Annotated in this window: 16 protein-coding genes; 7 read left to right on the top strand and 9 right to left on the bottom strand. The window is 59.5% G+C overall.

Translation table 11 applies throughout. From position 1 onward, the window contains the following. Window positions 1-3: 3 nt before the first annotated feature. The 3 genes from trpD to PDR5_RS26025 all read left to right on the top strand — a co-directional run bounded on the left by trpD (window position 4) and on the right by PDR5_RS26025 (window position 2,681). Window positions 4-1,053 carry an anthranilate phosphoribosyltransferase gene (gene trpD, locus PDR5_RS26035; protein WP_064599810.1) on the top strand — a complete coding sequence of 350 codons (1,050 nt, stop codon included), beginning with the start codon at window positions 4-6 and terminating at the stop codon, window positions 1,051-1,053. Further along, entirely contained in the window at window positions 1,050-1,886 is an 837-nt protein-coding gene (trpC, locus tag PDR5_RS26030) for an indole-3-glycerol phosphate synthase TrpC (protein ID WP_039768100.1), read from the top strand. The genes trpD and trpC overlap by 4 nt, the downstream gene beginning before the upstream one ends. A 96-nt stretch (window positions 1,887-1,982) precedes the next feature. Continuing rightward, on the top strand, window positions 1,983-2,681 hold the full coding sequence (locus PDR5_RS26025) for a lipoate--protein ligase family protein (protein WP_064599808.1): 699 nt from the start codon (window positions 1,983-1,985) through the stop codon (window positions 2,679-2,681). A gap of 10 nt (window positions 2,682-2,691) precedes the next feature. Here PDR5_RS26025 and crp read toward each other — a convergent pair whose 3' ends face one another. Beyond that, window positions 2,692-3,336, bottom strand: a complete 645-nt coding sequence (gene crp, locus PDR5_RS26020) for a cAMP-activated global transcriptional regulator CRP (RefSeq protein WP_011336190.1) — start codon at window positions 3,334-3,336, stop codon at window positions 2,692-2,694. A 236-nt stretch (window positions 3,337-3,572) separates the two neighbouring features. Between crp and PDR5_RS26015 the strand changes: the two genes are divergently transcribed. Together PDR5_RS26015 and speD are read left to right on the top strand one after the other, a co-directional pair. Further along, entirely contained in the window at window positions 3,573-3,995 is a 423-nt protein-coding gene (locus PDR5_RS26015) for an OsmC family protein (protein ID WP_016772921.1), read from the top strand. Between the two features lie 237 nt (window positions 3,996-4,232). Then, window positions 4,233-5,027, top strand: coding sequence for an adenosylmethionine decarboxylase (gene speD, locus PDR5_RS26010; protein WP_007956315.1), 795 nt, complete (start codon window positions 4,233-4,235; stop codon window positions 5,025-5,027). 61 nt (window positions 5,028-5,088) lie between these two features. On the opposite strand, the gene coq7 is transcribed toward speD, so the two are convergent. From coq7 to hemJ, 6 genes are all read right to left on the bottom strand, one after another. Beyond that, window positions 5,089-5,736 carry a 2-polyprenyl-3-methyl-6-methoxy-1,4-benzoquinone monooxygenase gene (gene coq7, locus PDR5_RS26005; RefSeq protein WP_007956317.1) on the bottom strand — a complete coding sequence of 216 codons (648 nt, stop codon included), beginning with the start codon at window positions 5,734-5,736 and terminating at the stop codon, window positions 5,089-5,091. 107 nt (window positions 5,737-5,843) lie between these two features. Next, a complete protein-coding gene (locus PDR5_RS26000; RefSeq protein ID WP_007956318.1) occupies window positions 5,844-6,182 on the bottom strand; it encodes a histidine triad nucleotide-binding protein in 339 nt (112 codons plus the stop codon). An 81-nt stretch (window positions 6,183-6,263) separates the two neighbouring features. Continuing rightward, window positions 6,264-7,052 (bottom strand): SDR family NAD(P)-dependent oxidoreductase, encoded by a 789-nt coding sequence (locus tag PDR5_RS25995; protein WP_064599806.1) that lies wholly within the window; start codon window positions 7,050-7,052, stop codon window positions 6,264-6,266. Between the two features lie 61 nt (window positions 7,053-7,113). After that, window positions 7,114-8,064, bottom strand: a complete 951-nt coding sequence (locus PDR5_RS25990; RefSeq protein ID WP_064599804.1) for a DUF805 domain-containing protein — start codon at window positions 8,062-8,064, stop codon at window positions 7,114-7,116. 70 nt (window positions 8,065-8,134) lie between these two features. Beyond that, window positions 8,135-9,103, bottom strand: coding sequence for an NAD(P)H-dependent flavin oxidoreductase (locus PDR5_RS25985; RefSeq protein ID WP_064599802.1), 969 nt, complete (start codon window positions 9,101-9,103; stop codon window positions 8,135-8,137). Between the two features lie 33 nt (window positions 9,104-9,136). Then, entirely contained in the window at window positions 9,137-9,565 is a 429-nt protein-coding gene (hemJ, locus tag PDR5_RS25980) for a protoporphyrinogen oxidase HemJ (protein ID WP_011336184.1), read from the bottom strand. A 135-nt stretch (window positions 9,566-9,700) separates the two neighbouring features. Here hemJ and argC point away from each other — a divergent pair, with 135 nt between their 5' ends. Together argC and erpA are read left to right on the top strand one after the other, a co-directional pair. Further along, window positions 9,701-10,735 carry an N-acetyl-gamma-glutamyl-phosphate reductase gene (gene argC / locus PDR5_RS25975; RefSeq protein ID WP_064599800.1) on the top strand — a complete coding sequence of 345 codons (1,035 nt, stop codon included), beginning with the start codon at window positions 9,701-9,703 and terminating at the stop codon, window positions 10,733-10,735. Window positions 10,736-10,903: 168 nt separating this feature from the next. Then, entirely contained in the window at window positions 10,904-11,254 is a 351-nt protein-coding gene (gene erpA, locus PDR5_RS25970) for an iron-sulfur cluster insertion protein ErpA (protein ID WP_003228776.1), read from the top strand. Between the two features lie 72 nt (window positions 11,255-11,326). Here erpA and PDR5_RS25965 read toward each other — a convergent pair whose 3' ends face one another. Both PDR5_RS25965 and PDR5_RS25960 read right to left on the bottom strand, forming a co-directional pair. Then, window positions 11,327-12,418, bottom strand: coding sequence for an anhydro-N-acetylmuramic acid kinase (locus PDR5_RS25965; RefSeq protein ID WP_064599798.1), 1,092 nt, complete (start codon window positions 12,416-12,418; stop codon window positions 11,327-11,329). A gap of 3 nt (window positions 12,419-12,421) precedes the next feature. Continuing rightward, entirely contained in the window at window positions 12,422-13,846 is a 1,425-nt protein-coding gene (locus PDR5_RS25960) for a peptidoglycan DD-metalloendopeptidase family protein (RefSeq protein ID WP_064599796.1), read from the bottom strand. Between the last annotated feature and the right edge of the window lie 111 nt (window positions 13,847-13,957).

Below are 13,957 nucleotides of genomic sequence, written 5' to 3'. Positions count from 1 at the left end.
TCCATGAATATCAAGACAGCCCTGAGCCGTATCGTCGATCATCTCGACCTCAGCACCGATGAAATGCGCGACGTGATGCGCGAAATCATGACCGGCCAATGCACGGATGCGCAGATCGGCGCGTTCATGATGGCCATGCGCATGAAGAGCGAGAGCATCGACGAAATCGTCGGCGCCGTGTCGGTGATGCGCGAACTGGCGGACAAGGTCGAACTCAAGACCCTCGACGGCGTGGTCGATGTGGTCGGCACCGGCGGTGACGGGGCAAACATTTTCAACGTGTCGACCGCGTCTTCCTTTGTGGTCGCTGCGGCCGGTTGCACCGTGGCCAAGCACGGTAACCGTGCGGTGTCGGGCAAGAGCGGCAGTGCCGACCTGCTGGAAGCCGCCGGCATCTACCTCAACCTGACCCCGGTTCAGGTGGCGCGCTGCATCGATAACGTCGGCATCGGTTTTATGTTTGCCCAGACTCACCACAAAGCCATGAAGTACGCCGCCGGCCCGCGTCGCGATCTCGGTCTGCGCACCCTGTTCAACATGCTCGGCCCGCTTACGAATCCGGCCGGTGTGAAACATCAGGTGGTGGGCGTGTTCACCCCGGCGCTGTGCCGGCCGTTGGCTGAAGTCTTGCAGCGTCTGGGCAGCAAGCACGTGCTGGTGGTGCATTCGAAGGACGGTCTGGACGAATTCAGCCTGGCGGCGCCGACCTTTGTCGCCGAGCTGAAAGACGATCAGATCTCCGAGTATTGGGTCGAGCCGGAAGATCTGGGCATGAAGAGCCAGAGCCTGCATGGCCTGTCGGTCGAAGGCCCGGAAGCGTCGCTGGCGCTGATCCGCGATGCACTGGGCAAGCGCAAGACCGAGAACGGCCAGAAGGCTGCCGAAATGATCGTGCTCAATGCCGGTGCGGCGCTGTACGCCGCCGACCTGGCGACAAGTCTGAAAGAGGGCGTGGCACTGGCCCACGACGCTCTGCACACCGGTCTTGCTCGGGAAAAACTCGAGGAGTTGGGTGCCTTTACCGCGGTATTCAAAGTGGAGAATGAGGGATGAGTGTACCGACGGTTCTGGAAAACATTCTGGCCCGCAAGGTTCAGGAAGTCGCCGAGCGTAGCGCTCGTGTGAGCCTGAGCGAGCTGGAAAGTCTGGCCAAGGCGGCCGATGCACCCCGTGGTTTTGCCCAGGCATTGCTGGCGCAGGCCAAGAAGAAACAACCGGCAGTGATCGCCGAAATCAAGAAGGCGTCGCCGAGCAAAGGCGTGATCCGCGAGAACTTCGTTCCCGCCGAGATCGCCAAAAGCTACGAGAAGGGCGGGGCGACCTGCCTGTCGGTGCTGACCGATATCGACTATTTCCAGGGCGCCGATGCCTACCTGCAACAGGCCCGCGCTGCGTGCTCGCTGCCGGTGATCCGCAAGGATTTCATGATCGATCCGTACCAGATCGTCGAAGCCCGTGCCTTGGGCGCCGATTGCGTGTTGTTGATCGTCTCCGCGCTGGATGACGTGAAAATGGCCGAACTGGCGTCGGTGGCCAAAGATGTCGGCCTCGATGTGCTGGTGGAAGTGCACGACGGCGATGAGCTGGAACGCGCGTTGAAAACCCTCGACACGCCGCTGGTCGGAGTCAACAACCGCAATCTGCACACCTTTGACGTGAGTCTGGAAACCACCCTCGACTTGCTGCCGCGCATTCCGCGTGATCGCCTGGTCATCACTGAGAGCGGCATCCTCAATCGTGCCGATGTCGAGTTGATGGAAATCAGCGATGTCTATGCGTTCCTGGTCGGCGAAGCGTTCATGCGCGCCGAAAGCCCGGGCATTGAACTGCAGCGTCTGTTCTTCCCGGAGCGCGGCGTTCCGGTGAGCGGTTCGACCCTCGACTGATCGAGTCTTCGCAGGCGCCCGTCCCCTTGTGGGAGCGGGCTTGCCCGCGAAGGCGGCATAAGATTCACCTCAGACTCAACGTCCTATGGAAACCTTATGATCCCCACTTCCCTGACCATCGAAGCCGGCCTGCAAGCCGAACAGGATCTGCTGGCCTCGGTCTGCGCCGGTGATGCCGAATTTGGCTTGCTGTTCTGGCAGCCCAGCGATCGCGCTTTGGTCATGCCGCGCCGTTTGAACCGCTTGCCCGGATTCGATCACGCCTGCGAAGTCTCCGCTGCTGCCGGTTGGCCGGTGTTGCTGCGTGAAACCGGCGGCGAACCGGTTCCGCAATCGGCTTCCACCATCAACATTGCACTGGTCTACGCACCGCCTCGCAGCGAAGGCGATTTGAACCGCATCGAAACCGGCTACCGGCGGTTGTGCGATCCGATCTGCGAGTTGCTGGATGAGTTGGGTGGGACTTCGTCGTTGGGTGAAATCGACGGTGCGTTCTGCGACGGTCGCTTCAACGTCAATCTCGACGGTCGCAAGATGGTCGGCACCGCGCAGCGCTGGCGCCAGAGTCAGGGTGGTCAGCGTCCGGTGGGGTTGGTTCACGGGGCGATGCTGGTGGATGACGAACGTGAGTCGATGGTCGCGGCGGTCAACCGCTTCAACGAAGCGTGTGGTCTGGAGCAGCGGGTTCGTGCCGCCAGCCACATCGCTCTGCATGAAAAATTCCCGGCGCCCCATGCACTGGCGCGTCTCGATGAACTCTTCCGTTTGATGCTGGCGCAGGTCTACGCCGGCTGAGCTTTGGAACTCAGCGAGTGCCGAAGACCACCATGGTCTTGCCTTTCACATCCACCAGGTTGCGTTCCTCAAGATCCTTGAGCACGCGACCGACCATCTCTCGCGAACAACCGACAATCCGGCCGATTTCCTGACGGGTCACCTTGATCTGCATGCCGTCCGGGTGAGTCATCGCGTCGGGTTGCTTGCACAGTTCCAGCAGGCAGCGAGCGACACGACCGGTGACGTCAAAGAATGCCAGGTCGCCGACCTTGCGTGTGGTGTTGCGCAGACGTTGTGCGATTTGTCCGCTGAGCACGTAAAGAATGTCCGGATCCTGCTGCGACAGTTCTCGGAACTTGGCGTAGCTGATTTCCGCGACTTCGCATTCAACCTTTGCCCGCACCCAGGCGCTGCGCTGCTGTTCCTGGCCGGCTTCTTCGAACAAACCCAGCTCGCCGAAGAAGTCCCCGGCATTCAGGTAGGCGATGATCATCTCGCGGCCGTCGTCATCCTCGATCAGGATCGTGACCGAACCGCGGATGATGAAGTACAGCGTGTCGGAACGATCCCCGGCGCAGATGATGTTGCTCTTGGCCGCGTGACGGCGGCGCTGGCAATGCATCAGCAGCTTGTCGAGGTTCTTGATTTTGGGTGTGGGGGTAATACCAACCATGGTTGTATCCCGAAAAGACTGCACGGTTATATTTGGTTTTTATATGAGGCGCTGAGGCGGTCGCTACACAGTCTGGCGAAGGCGCCAGTGAATTGGCGCCAGCTTACCAGACACTTCGTCGAAATTTCGAGAAATCACCTACGTTAAAGGTGCATTCGTCCTAGGAACCTGCTCGCTGTCCGGGCAGGGCCCTGTGCTAAGCTGGCGACCCTTTTTTCTACAGTGGAGTCTTGGCGATGAAGGCACGCATCCAATGGGCTGGCGAAGCCATGTTCCTCGGCGAATCCGGCAGCGGTCATGTCGTGGTCATGGACGGTCCGCCGGACGCCGGTGGTCGTAACCTGGGTGTCCGCCCGATGGAAATGCTCCTGCTGGGTGTCGGCGGTTGCAGCAATTTCGACGTGGTCAGCATTTTGAAGAAGTCCCGTCAGGCCGTTGAAAGCTGCGAAGCCTTTCTGGATGCCGAACGCGCGACCGAAGATCCGAAAGTGTTCACCAAGATCCACATGCACTTCGTGGTCAAGGGTCGGGGTTTGAAAGAAGCCCAGGTCAAACGCGCCATCGAACTGTCTGCGGAGAAGTATTGCTCGGCCTCGATCATGCTCGGCGCGGCTGGCGTAGCGATCACCCACGACTACGAAATCGTTGAACTCGGCTGAGCCGACATTCAACTATCATAAAAGCAGTGCAGACTCTGGCGATCCCCCGCTGACGTCTGCATAATGCGCCACTTTTTTCAGGGCCGTGATCAGTCAATCGACGGGTCATCCGCCTGAACAGATAACCAAAATCGCCATCGCGAAGAGGTGTTAACCGTCCTACGCAGGTGCGTTGTTCGCACTTGACGGGCATGCTTGATCACGCGGCCGTGCCGCATACATAGAGAGTTTTTAACGGTGAAAAGCAAACTCAAGCTCCACGGGTTCAATAACCTGACAAAGACCTTGAGCTTCAACATCTATGACATCTGCTACGCGGAAACCCCGCAAGACCAGCAGGCTTACGTCGAGTACATCAATCAAGAGTACAACGCCGAACGCCTGACGCAGATCCTCACGGAAGTTGTCGAAATCATTGGTGCCAACATTCTGAACATTGCGAGTCAGAACTATGAGCCTCAGGGTGCCAGCGTCACGATTCTGATCTCGGAAGAGCCGGTGACCCCCACCGAAAGCCAGATCGAAGAGTCCCCGGGCCCATTGCCCGAAATCATCCTGGCCCACCTCGACAAGAGCCATATCACGGTGCACACCTACCCGGAAATCCATCCGGACGCCGGTATTGCGACCTTCCGTGTGGACATCGATGTGTCGACCTGTGGTGTCATTTCACCGCTCAAAGCGCTCAACTTCCTCATTCACCAGTTCGATTCGGACATCGTGACCGTGGATTACCGTGTGCGCGGCTTCACCCGTGACGTTGAAGGTAACAAGCACTTCATTGACCACGAGATCAACTCGATCCAGAACTACCTCTCCGAAGACACCCGCGACGCGTACCAGATGACCGACGTGAACGTGTACCAGGAAAACCTGTTCCACACCAAAATGCTGCTGAAGAACTTCGAACTGGACAACTACCTGTTCGGCGATGCCACCAGCAACCTGTCTTCCGAGCAACGCGCTCAGGTGACCGAGCGTGTGAAGCACGAAATGCTGGAAATCTTCTACGCGCGCAATATGCCGAGCTAAGAAATCCGGGCACAAAAAAAGGCGACTGCTTTGCGGCAGTCGCCTTTTTTGTGGGCGTCTTTCAGATCCGGTAAGTGCTCTTGGTCATCACTTTGGCCAACAGGCTCATGCCGAACTTCACCGGCGCCGGGAAGCGGAAGCCGCCGGCCTCCAGTGCGCTTTCCGCGTGATGTTCTTCATCTATGCGCATCTGTTCCAGAATCGCCCGGGATTTTTCGTCCTCGGCCGGCAGTTGCTCCAGATGCTCGTTCAGATGCTTGCAGACCTGATGCTCGGTCGCCGCGACAAATCCGAGGCTGACCTTGTCGCTGATCAGCCCGGCGACTGCGCCGATCCCGAACGACATGCCGTAGAACAGTGGGTTGAGCACGCTGGTGTGACTGCCCAACTGGTGAATGCGCTGTTCGCACCAGACCAGATGATCGATCTCTTCTTCAGCCGCATGCTCCATGGCCTCGCGCACCTGCGGCAGCTTGGCGGTCAGCGCCTGGCCCTGATACAGCGCCTGGGCGCAGACTTCGCCGGTGTGGTTGATGCGCATCAGACCGGCGACGTGGCGGGTGTCTTCATCGCTCATCTGCACATCGGGCTGCACGATCGCTGGCGACGGACGGTACGGCTGGCCGCTGAAGGGCAGCAAGGTACGCATCGCGGCATCGGCTTGCAGCAGAAGACGATCAATGGGCGAGTAGTGACGTTGGGTAGTCATGCTGACCTCCGGGAAGAATCTCGGCGGCCAGTTTAACCGAATCGGCCGGGGAAGGTTTGCGCTGGGTCATGTGGGAGCGGGGCGCTCCCACCGATCTCTGGGTTCAATCAGCCCGGCGGCCAGTTCATCTGGCGTTGACCGAGCACGTGCATGTGAATGTGGTAGACCGTCTGCCCGCCCATTTCATTGCAGTTCATCACCACCCGGAAGCCTTCCTCGCAGCCCAGCTCCAGCGCCAGACGCTGGGCGGTGAACAGGATATGCCCGGCCAGTGCCTTGTCGTCTTCGGTCAGGTCATTGAGGGTGCGCACCGGTTTCTTCGGGATCACCAGAAAATGCACCGGTGCCTGTGGGGCGATATCGTGGAACGCCAGAACCTGGTCGTCCTCGTAAATGATCTTCGCCGGGATTTCCCGGTTGATGATTTTGGTGAACAGAGTATCCACAGCTGTTTTCTCCGTTGTTTGGGCTGGCCTGAGTGTACTCATAGGGTGATAAGGCCGCCCAGTGTTTTGCCGTAGGACTTTTCAGCGCGGGCAGTAAGCCTTGTTGACCATGCCGATAATCGTGCGATTGAGCCAGCGCGAACCGAGCCGTGGCAGAAAGGCGAACCAACGGTTTCGGCGTCCGGGAATGATGATTGCGCGGTTTTTCTCCAGGGCGCGCACGGTATACAGCGCGACCTCCTCGGGGCTCATCAGCAATTTGCTGGCGTTGAGTTTGTCGTTGTTCAGTTGCGCGGTGCGAAAGAACGCGGTGCGGGTCGGACCGGGGCAGAGCACCGACACTTTGACCGCACACTTCTTCAATTCCACCCGCAGTGCTTCCGAGAAGTGCAGAACATACGCCTTGCTGGCGTAGTAGGTGCTCATCCAGGGCCCGGGGTTGAAGGCCGCCACCGACGCGACATTGAGAATCTGCCCGCCGCCCTGCAACGCCATGCTGTTGCCGATGGCATGGCAGAGGCGGGTGAGGGCGAGGATGTTCACTTCGATCAGGTCCTGTTCGGTCATCCAGTCCTGGGCCAGAAACGGGCCGCAAGTACCGATGCCGGCGCAATTGACCAGCAGATCGATCTGCCGGTCGCCTTCTTCCAGCTCCAGCAGGAAACCGGACAGGCGCAGCGGCTCACCGAGGTCGCAGGCGCGGAACAGCACCTCCACGCCGAAGCGTTGGGTCAGTTCAATCGCAATGCTTTCCAGCTGATCACGCTGGCGGGCCACCAGAATCAGGCTGCGGCCACGGCGCGCCAGGGCTTCGGCCATGGCCAGGCCGATGCCACTGGAGGCGCCGGTGATCAGAGCGTAACGGGTCATGCAAATCTCCATCGCAACAGCGCCGCGCCGTCGACGCAGGTGTCACGGCGGGGAGCGTTGTTCATTCTTTCGCAGAGTCTACAGGGGCGAGGGCGGCTTCGGCTGCATCGTCTGCCGAATTCGCGGCGGGTTCGACTTCGACCTCGATTTCATCGGTGGTCACCGAACCGCTCTCATAGCTGCTTTCAAGATTGCTTTCGTACTCTTCCTGGATGGCGGTAATCCCGCCCAGCATGCCGCCCATGAAAAACAGCCCGATAAACACGATCCACAAAGAGCACAGCACTTTGACTGCCGTACTGTTCGGCGGAGGGGGTGGACCGTAGCGATTGGCGCCGGTATTGCCCGGCACGACCATGATCACCAGCGGGAAGAAGCTGCCCACGAAAGGCACCAGCGTCAGCAGCCAGAGCCAGCCGGACCAGCCAATATCGTGAAGGCGCTGGATGCTGAACAGGATCCCGACAATCGCGAAGGCCAAAAACAGGAAGAAGGCGAGGAGGCCGCCGATGATCAGGCCGGTCGTCGAGTCGGCGCTCACCAGGCCCAGACCGATCAGTGCGAACACGCTGACGATTGGCAGGGCGACCAGGCTCAACACCATCGACCATGCCAGATAACGCAAACGGCCGATCCGGCCTTCAACACTGAACGGTTTAAGAGGCGCGAATGCCGGCAGGCTTTCACCGACGGCGGCGCGAGGAGGCGCGTAAGGCGAGTCGGGCTCCGTCACAGCGGCACTTTGCTCGTGGACATCCGAAAGATTCAGTTCGATGGGTGTTTCCGTTTCGATCCGGGCATCGATTCCGGTCTTGCCCAGCGCTTGCAGATAGGTCTGCGCATCGCTGTGGGACAGATCACGCTTGAGTGCGACGGTGCGGCCATTGAACAGACGCTCGATGGCGGCGACATCGCTTTTGAACAGATCGGCCAGGTTGAGCTTGGCCGTGGTGACATCGACGCCGGGCTGGAGCGCGCCGTCGAAAACGATCTTGTAACGGGGTTCGCTCATGGCCGAGGCATCCTTGTCGCGAGATAAATTGAGTCTAAGGCCAGTCAGACAGCGACCGGCCAGGTTTCATTCAGCGCGGCCAGCGTTTCGGCAGTTGCGCTGCGTGCTCCAGGGCTTGGCGATATTCCGCATCAAGACGCGCCACCAGTTGATCCACGCTTGGCAGATCGTCGATCTGCCCGACGCCTTGACCCGCCGACCACACGGTTTTCCAGGCCTTGGCTTCGTCATTGATCGGCTTGAGTTTGTCGCCGAAGTTCACCTCACCCTTGCCCTGCAGGGCTGCCATGTCGAAACCGGCGGCCTCCAGGCTTTGACGCATGAAACTGGCCGGAACACCGGACACGGCAGGAGTATGAATGATGTCGGCGGCTTTGGCAGTCAGCAGCATCTGCTTGTAGGCGTCAGGCGCATGACTTTCAGTGGTGCCGATAAATCGCGTGCCGAAGTAGGCCAGATCCGCGCCGAGCAGTTGTGCGGCGAGAATCTCGTGCCCATGGTTCAAACATCCTGCAAGCAACAGGGTCTTTTCGAAGAACTCGCGGATCTCGGCGATCAGCGAGAACGGGCTCCAGGTCCCGGCGTGCCCACCGGCACCGGCCGCGACGGCGATCAAGCCATCGACACCGGCCTCGGCGGCTTTCTCGGCATGGCGGCGGGTCGTCACGTCGTGGAAGACCAGGCCGCCGTAACTGTGTACGGCGTCTACCACTTCCTTCACTGCGCCGAGGCTGGTGATGACGATGGGCACCTTGTGCTCGACGCAGATGTTCAGATCCGCCTGCAGGCGCGGGTTGCTGTGGTGGACGATCAGGTTCACGGCATACGGCGCCGGGTTATCCAGTGTCGCCAGTCCTGCTTCGATCTGCTCCAGCCAGGCCTTGAATCCGCTGCTTTCGCGTTGATTCAGCGCCGGAAAGCTGCCGACCACGCCGTTGCGACAGCACGCCAGCACCAGTTCGGGGTTGGAGATCAGGAACATCGGCGCCGCCACCACAGGCAGACGCAGACGTTGTTCGAGCAGTGCGGGCAGCGACATCGGAAGTACCCCGGAAAGTTGTATTTGTTGAAGTTAGAACGGCTTGACCACGACCAGAATTACGATAGCCAGCAATAGCAGAACCGGCACTTCATTGAACCAGCGATAAAAGACATGGCTGCGGGTGTTCTCGCCACGGGCAAAACGTTTTACCTGCGCGCCGCACATGTGGTGGTAACCGATCAGCAGCACGACCAGGGTCAGTTTGGCGTGGATCCAGCCACCGCTGCTGAAGATGCTCGGGTTCAGGTAGATCAGCCAGCCGCCGAAGATCAGCGCGGCGATCATCGCCGGGCCCATGATGCCGCGATAGAGTTTGCGCTCCATGATGCTGAAGCGTTCCTTGCTGATCGTGTCTTCACTTTGCGCGTGATAAACGAACAGTCGCGGAAGATAGAACAGCCCGGCAAACCAGCACACGATGCTGACGATATGTAGCGCTTTGATCCACAGATAGAGCATTTTTGGTTATTCCCTGATTCACGGTAGGCCGGATAGTAGAGGCTTGAGCGTCCGCACGTCACCTTGGCGGTTGTCGCAGGGGCGCGCGGCCCCTATTATCGACGGCTTTCCAGTGGGTTCGTTGAGGGCAGGTTTATGGTCAAGGTCGGTATCGTCGGCGGCACGGGTTACACCGGTGTCGAACTGCTGCGTCTGTTGGCACAGCATCCGCAGGCAGAAGTGGTGGTCATCACTTCCCGATCCGAGGCCGGTCTGGCCGTGGCTGACATGTACCCGAACCTGCGCGGTCACTACGACGGTCTGGCATTCAGCGTGCCGGACATCAAGACCCTGGGCGCTTGCGACGTGGTGTTCTTCGCCACTCCCCACGGCGTTGCCCACGCACTGGCTGGCGAACTGCTGGCGGCCGGCACCAAGGTCATCGACCTGTCGGCTGATTTCCGTCTGCAGGACGCCGATGAATGGGCCAAGTGGTACGGCCAGCCGCACGGCGCGCCGGAGCTGCTGGACGAGGCGGTTTACGGCTTGCCGGAAGTCAATCGTGAGCAAATCAAGAAAGCACGCCTGATCGCGGTGCCGGGTTGCTATCCGACCGCGACGCAGCTGGGTTTCCTGCCGTTGCTTGAGGCGGGCATTGCCGATGCTTCGCACCTGATCGCCGACTGCAAATCCGGTGTCAGCGGTGCCGGTCGTGGTGCTGCCGTAGGCTCGCTGTACTCCGAGACGTCGGAAAGCATGAAGGCCTATGCGGTCAAAGGTCACCGTCATCTGCCGGAAATTCGTCAGGGGCTGCGTCGTGCGGCGGGCAAGGATGTCGGTCTGACTTTTGTGCCGCACCTGACGCCGATGATCCGTGGCATTCACTCCACGCTCTACGCGACGGTGGTGGATCGCTCGGTGGATCTGCAGGCGCTGTTCGAGAAGCGTTATGCCAATGAGCCGTTCGTCGACGTGATGCCGGCCGGCAGCCACCCGGAAACCCGTAGCGTGCGTGGCGCCAACGTCTGCCGCATCGCGGTTCACCGTCCGCAGGATGGCGATCTGGTGGTGGTGCTTTCTGTGATCGACAATCTGGTCAAGGGCGCGTCGGGTCAGGCCGTGCAGAACATGAACATCCTGTTCGGGCTGGATGAGCGTCTGGGCCTGTCCCACGCTGGCATGCTGCCGTAACGACCGATCTTGCTTGGTAAAAAGGCCCGTCTAACGGGCCTTTTTGCATTCTGGTGAGTGGATCAGCTTTATTGATATACCGTAACAATAGTTGACCGATTTTCTAGGACAAGCGGATAATGCGCGTCATCACGCATTATGGCGGCGTAACGCCGGGAGATAGTCAGCATGAGCGTCGAATCCTTCACCCCCACGGCTTTGCAATTCACTCAAGGTGCCGCGCACAAGGTGAAGAGCCTGGTCGATGAAGAGGGGAATGATCGCTTGAAGCTGCGCGTATTCGTTACGGGCGGCGGTTGTTCAGGGTTTCAGTACGGCTTCACCTTCGATGAGGATGTGGCCGAGGACGACACCATCGTCGAGCGCGAAGGCGTCAGTCTGGTGGTTGATCCGATGAGCTTCCAGTACCTGGCAGGTGCCGAGGTGGATTATCAGGAAGGTCTGGAAGGTTCGCGTTTCGTGATCAAGAACCCGAATGCCACCACCACTTGTGGTTGCGGCTCCTCGTTCTCGATCTGATCGCGTTTCACCGAACACAATAAAACGCCGCAGAGCCTCACGGTTCTGCGGCGTTTTGTTATCTGCAATTTGTCAGTTGGGGTAGATGGCGCCGAGTACACGCAGGCCTTTGGCGCCGGTGACGCTCGGGCGATTGGCGGCGATGCCTTCCAGACAGCAGTGAGCCAGCCAGGCGAAGGCCATGGCCTCGACCCAGTCCGGATCAACGCCATGAGTCGACGTACTGGCGACCTTGGCGTTCGGCAGCAACCCGGCCAGACGATTCATCAGTGTGGCGTTGTGAGCGCCACCGCCGCAGACCAGCAGTTCCCGAGTGTCGGACTGAGCGCTTTGCAGTGAGTCGACAATAGTCAGTGCGGTGAGCTCCAGCAGCGTCGCTTGCACGTTCTCCGCCGGGAACACTGGCAGGCGCGAAAGGTGTTGCTCCAGCCAGGGCAGGTTGAAGACTTCGCGACCGGTGCTCTTCGGGCCTTGCGTCACGAAAAACGGATCGCTGAGCAGGGCTTTCAGCAGGGTGGGCTCAGCTTTGCCGCTGGCTGCCCATTGCCCGTTGCGGTCGTAGTTCTCGCCCCGGCGCTGATGAATCCAGGCATCCATCAGCACATTCCCCGGCCCACAGTCGAAACCGGCTACAGGCTTGTTCGGCTCGATCAGACTGAGATTGCTGAAACCGCCGACATTCAGGACCGCACGGTTACCGGTACGCTCTTCGAACAACGCTTCATGAAAGGCCGGAACCAGCGGGGCCCCCTGGCCACCGGCGGCTACATCGCGGCTACGGAAGTCGCTGACGACGGTGATGCCGGTCAGTTCAGTGAGCAGGGCGGGGTTACCGATCTGTACGGTGAAACCGCGCGCCGGTTCATGGCGAATGGTCTGGCCGTGGCTGCCGATCGCGCGAATGGCTTCAGGCTTGAGCTGTTGCTGTTCGAGGAGGGTATGGATCCCTTGCGCGGCGAGCTTCACCCAATTCTGCTGGGCAATCGCCGAGCGGGCGATTTCGTCAGGGCCGCTGGCGCACAAGCCAAGCAGCTCGGCGCGCAGGGTGTCAGGCATGGGGATGTAGTGCGTGGCGACCAGATTGATCGCCGAGGATTGCTCGATCAGGGCGATGTCCAGCCCGTCGAGACTGGTGCCGGACATCACGCCGATATACAGAGCCATGGGTTAACGTTTGCTCGAAGCCAGCATGGTGGCTTTTTCCTGATCCATACGAGCCATCAGTGGCTGGCTCTGCGCCAGGAAGCGAGCGCGTTCGGATTTGGCGATCGGGTCGGCCATCGGCAGCTTCTGGCCCAATGGATCGACGTGGACACCGTTGACCTGGAACTCATAGTGCAGGTGCGGGCCGGTGGACAGGCCGGTGGTGCCGATGTAACCGATCACCTGGCCCTGTTTAACTGTGCCGCCGGTCTTCACGCCCTTGGCGAAGCCCTGCATGTGTCCATACAGCGTACGGTAAGTGTTGCCGTGCTGGATGATCACGGTGTTGCCGTAACCGCCGCGACGGCCGGCCAGCAGCACTTTGCCGTCGCCGGCAGCCTTGATCGGCGTACCGCGCGGGGCGGCGTAGTCGACGCCTTTGTGGGCACGGATCTTGTTGAGGATCGGGTGTTTGCGGCCCATGGAAAATTTAGAGCTGATGCGGGCGAAGTCCACCGGTGTACGGATGAACGCCTTGCGCATGCTGTTGCCATCTGCGGTGTAGTAGCTGCTGTTGCCCTGCTTGTTGGTGTAACGCACGGCGGTGTAAGTCTTGCCGCGGTTGGTGAAGCGGGCGGACAGGATCGGACCGTTGCCAACGGCTTTGCCGTTGACCACTTTCTGCTCATAGATCACATCGAACTCGTCACCCTGGCGGATATCCTGGGCGAAGTCGACGTCGTAGCCAAAGACACTGGCCATGTCCATGGTCAGGCTGTGGGACAGGCCTGCACGGGCGGCGGACTGCGACAGCGAGCTGTTGATCACACCGTGTACATAAGCGGTGCGAACAGTCGGTTTAGCGGTAACGCGGTTGAACACATAACCCTTGTCATTCTTGGTCAGGGTGATGGTTTCAACGTCGCTGATCTTGCTGTGCAGGTTGGTCAGATGACCTTGTGGATTCAATTCGAATTCGAGTTTCTGGCCATGTTTGAGCTGACTGAACTGCTTGGCTTGTTTATCGCTGGCCAGCACTTCATGGACGGCCGCGGCCGGGAGGCCGACTTTCTCGAACAGTGTAGAAAGCGTATCGCCCTTGGAGACGATCACTTCCCTGTGATTTGGGGCCTTCTTTTCTTCAGCTACCGGTGTCGGCGCTGGTGCAGCCTGAGCGGTTTCCTGCGTCTCTTCGGCGCTGTTTTCGATCTGCGCGAAAGGGGAAGCTACGGACTCATTTGTGGCTTGAGCTGCGTCGGCAGCGTCTTGATCTTGTGTCAGTTGTTCAGCAGGACTTTCCAGTTCAAGGCTCAGCGTTGTCTTTTTGGCTTCAACATCACTGGATGGAAACACCAGGAGCGCCAGGCTGAGAAGGGCGGCGATACCACTTGCGGCGAGCAGGTGGGTCTTCGGGTAAAGCGGTGGCGCTTTAGACGGCTCAGTGGTCATAAGTAATTTGACTTTGAAAAAGATGAATTGGAAAAGATGAATGACATGATGAAGATGAAATAACTGTATAAAATATAACCAAATCATCTCTGAAGCAAGTCTGCGGACGCC

It is taken from the genome of Pseudomonas sp. DR 5-09 (genome assembly GCF_001655595.1).
In the GTDB taxonomy this organism is placed as follows: Bacteria; Pseudomonadota; Gammaproteobacteria; order Pseudomonadales; family Pseudomonadaceae; genus Aquipseudomonas; species Aquipseudomonas pharyngis.
Note: the sequence above shows the minus strand (reverse complement) of the source record. Positions and strands in the feature narration are given on the sequence as shown.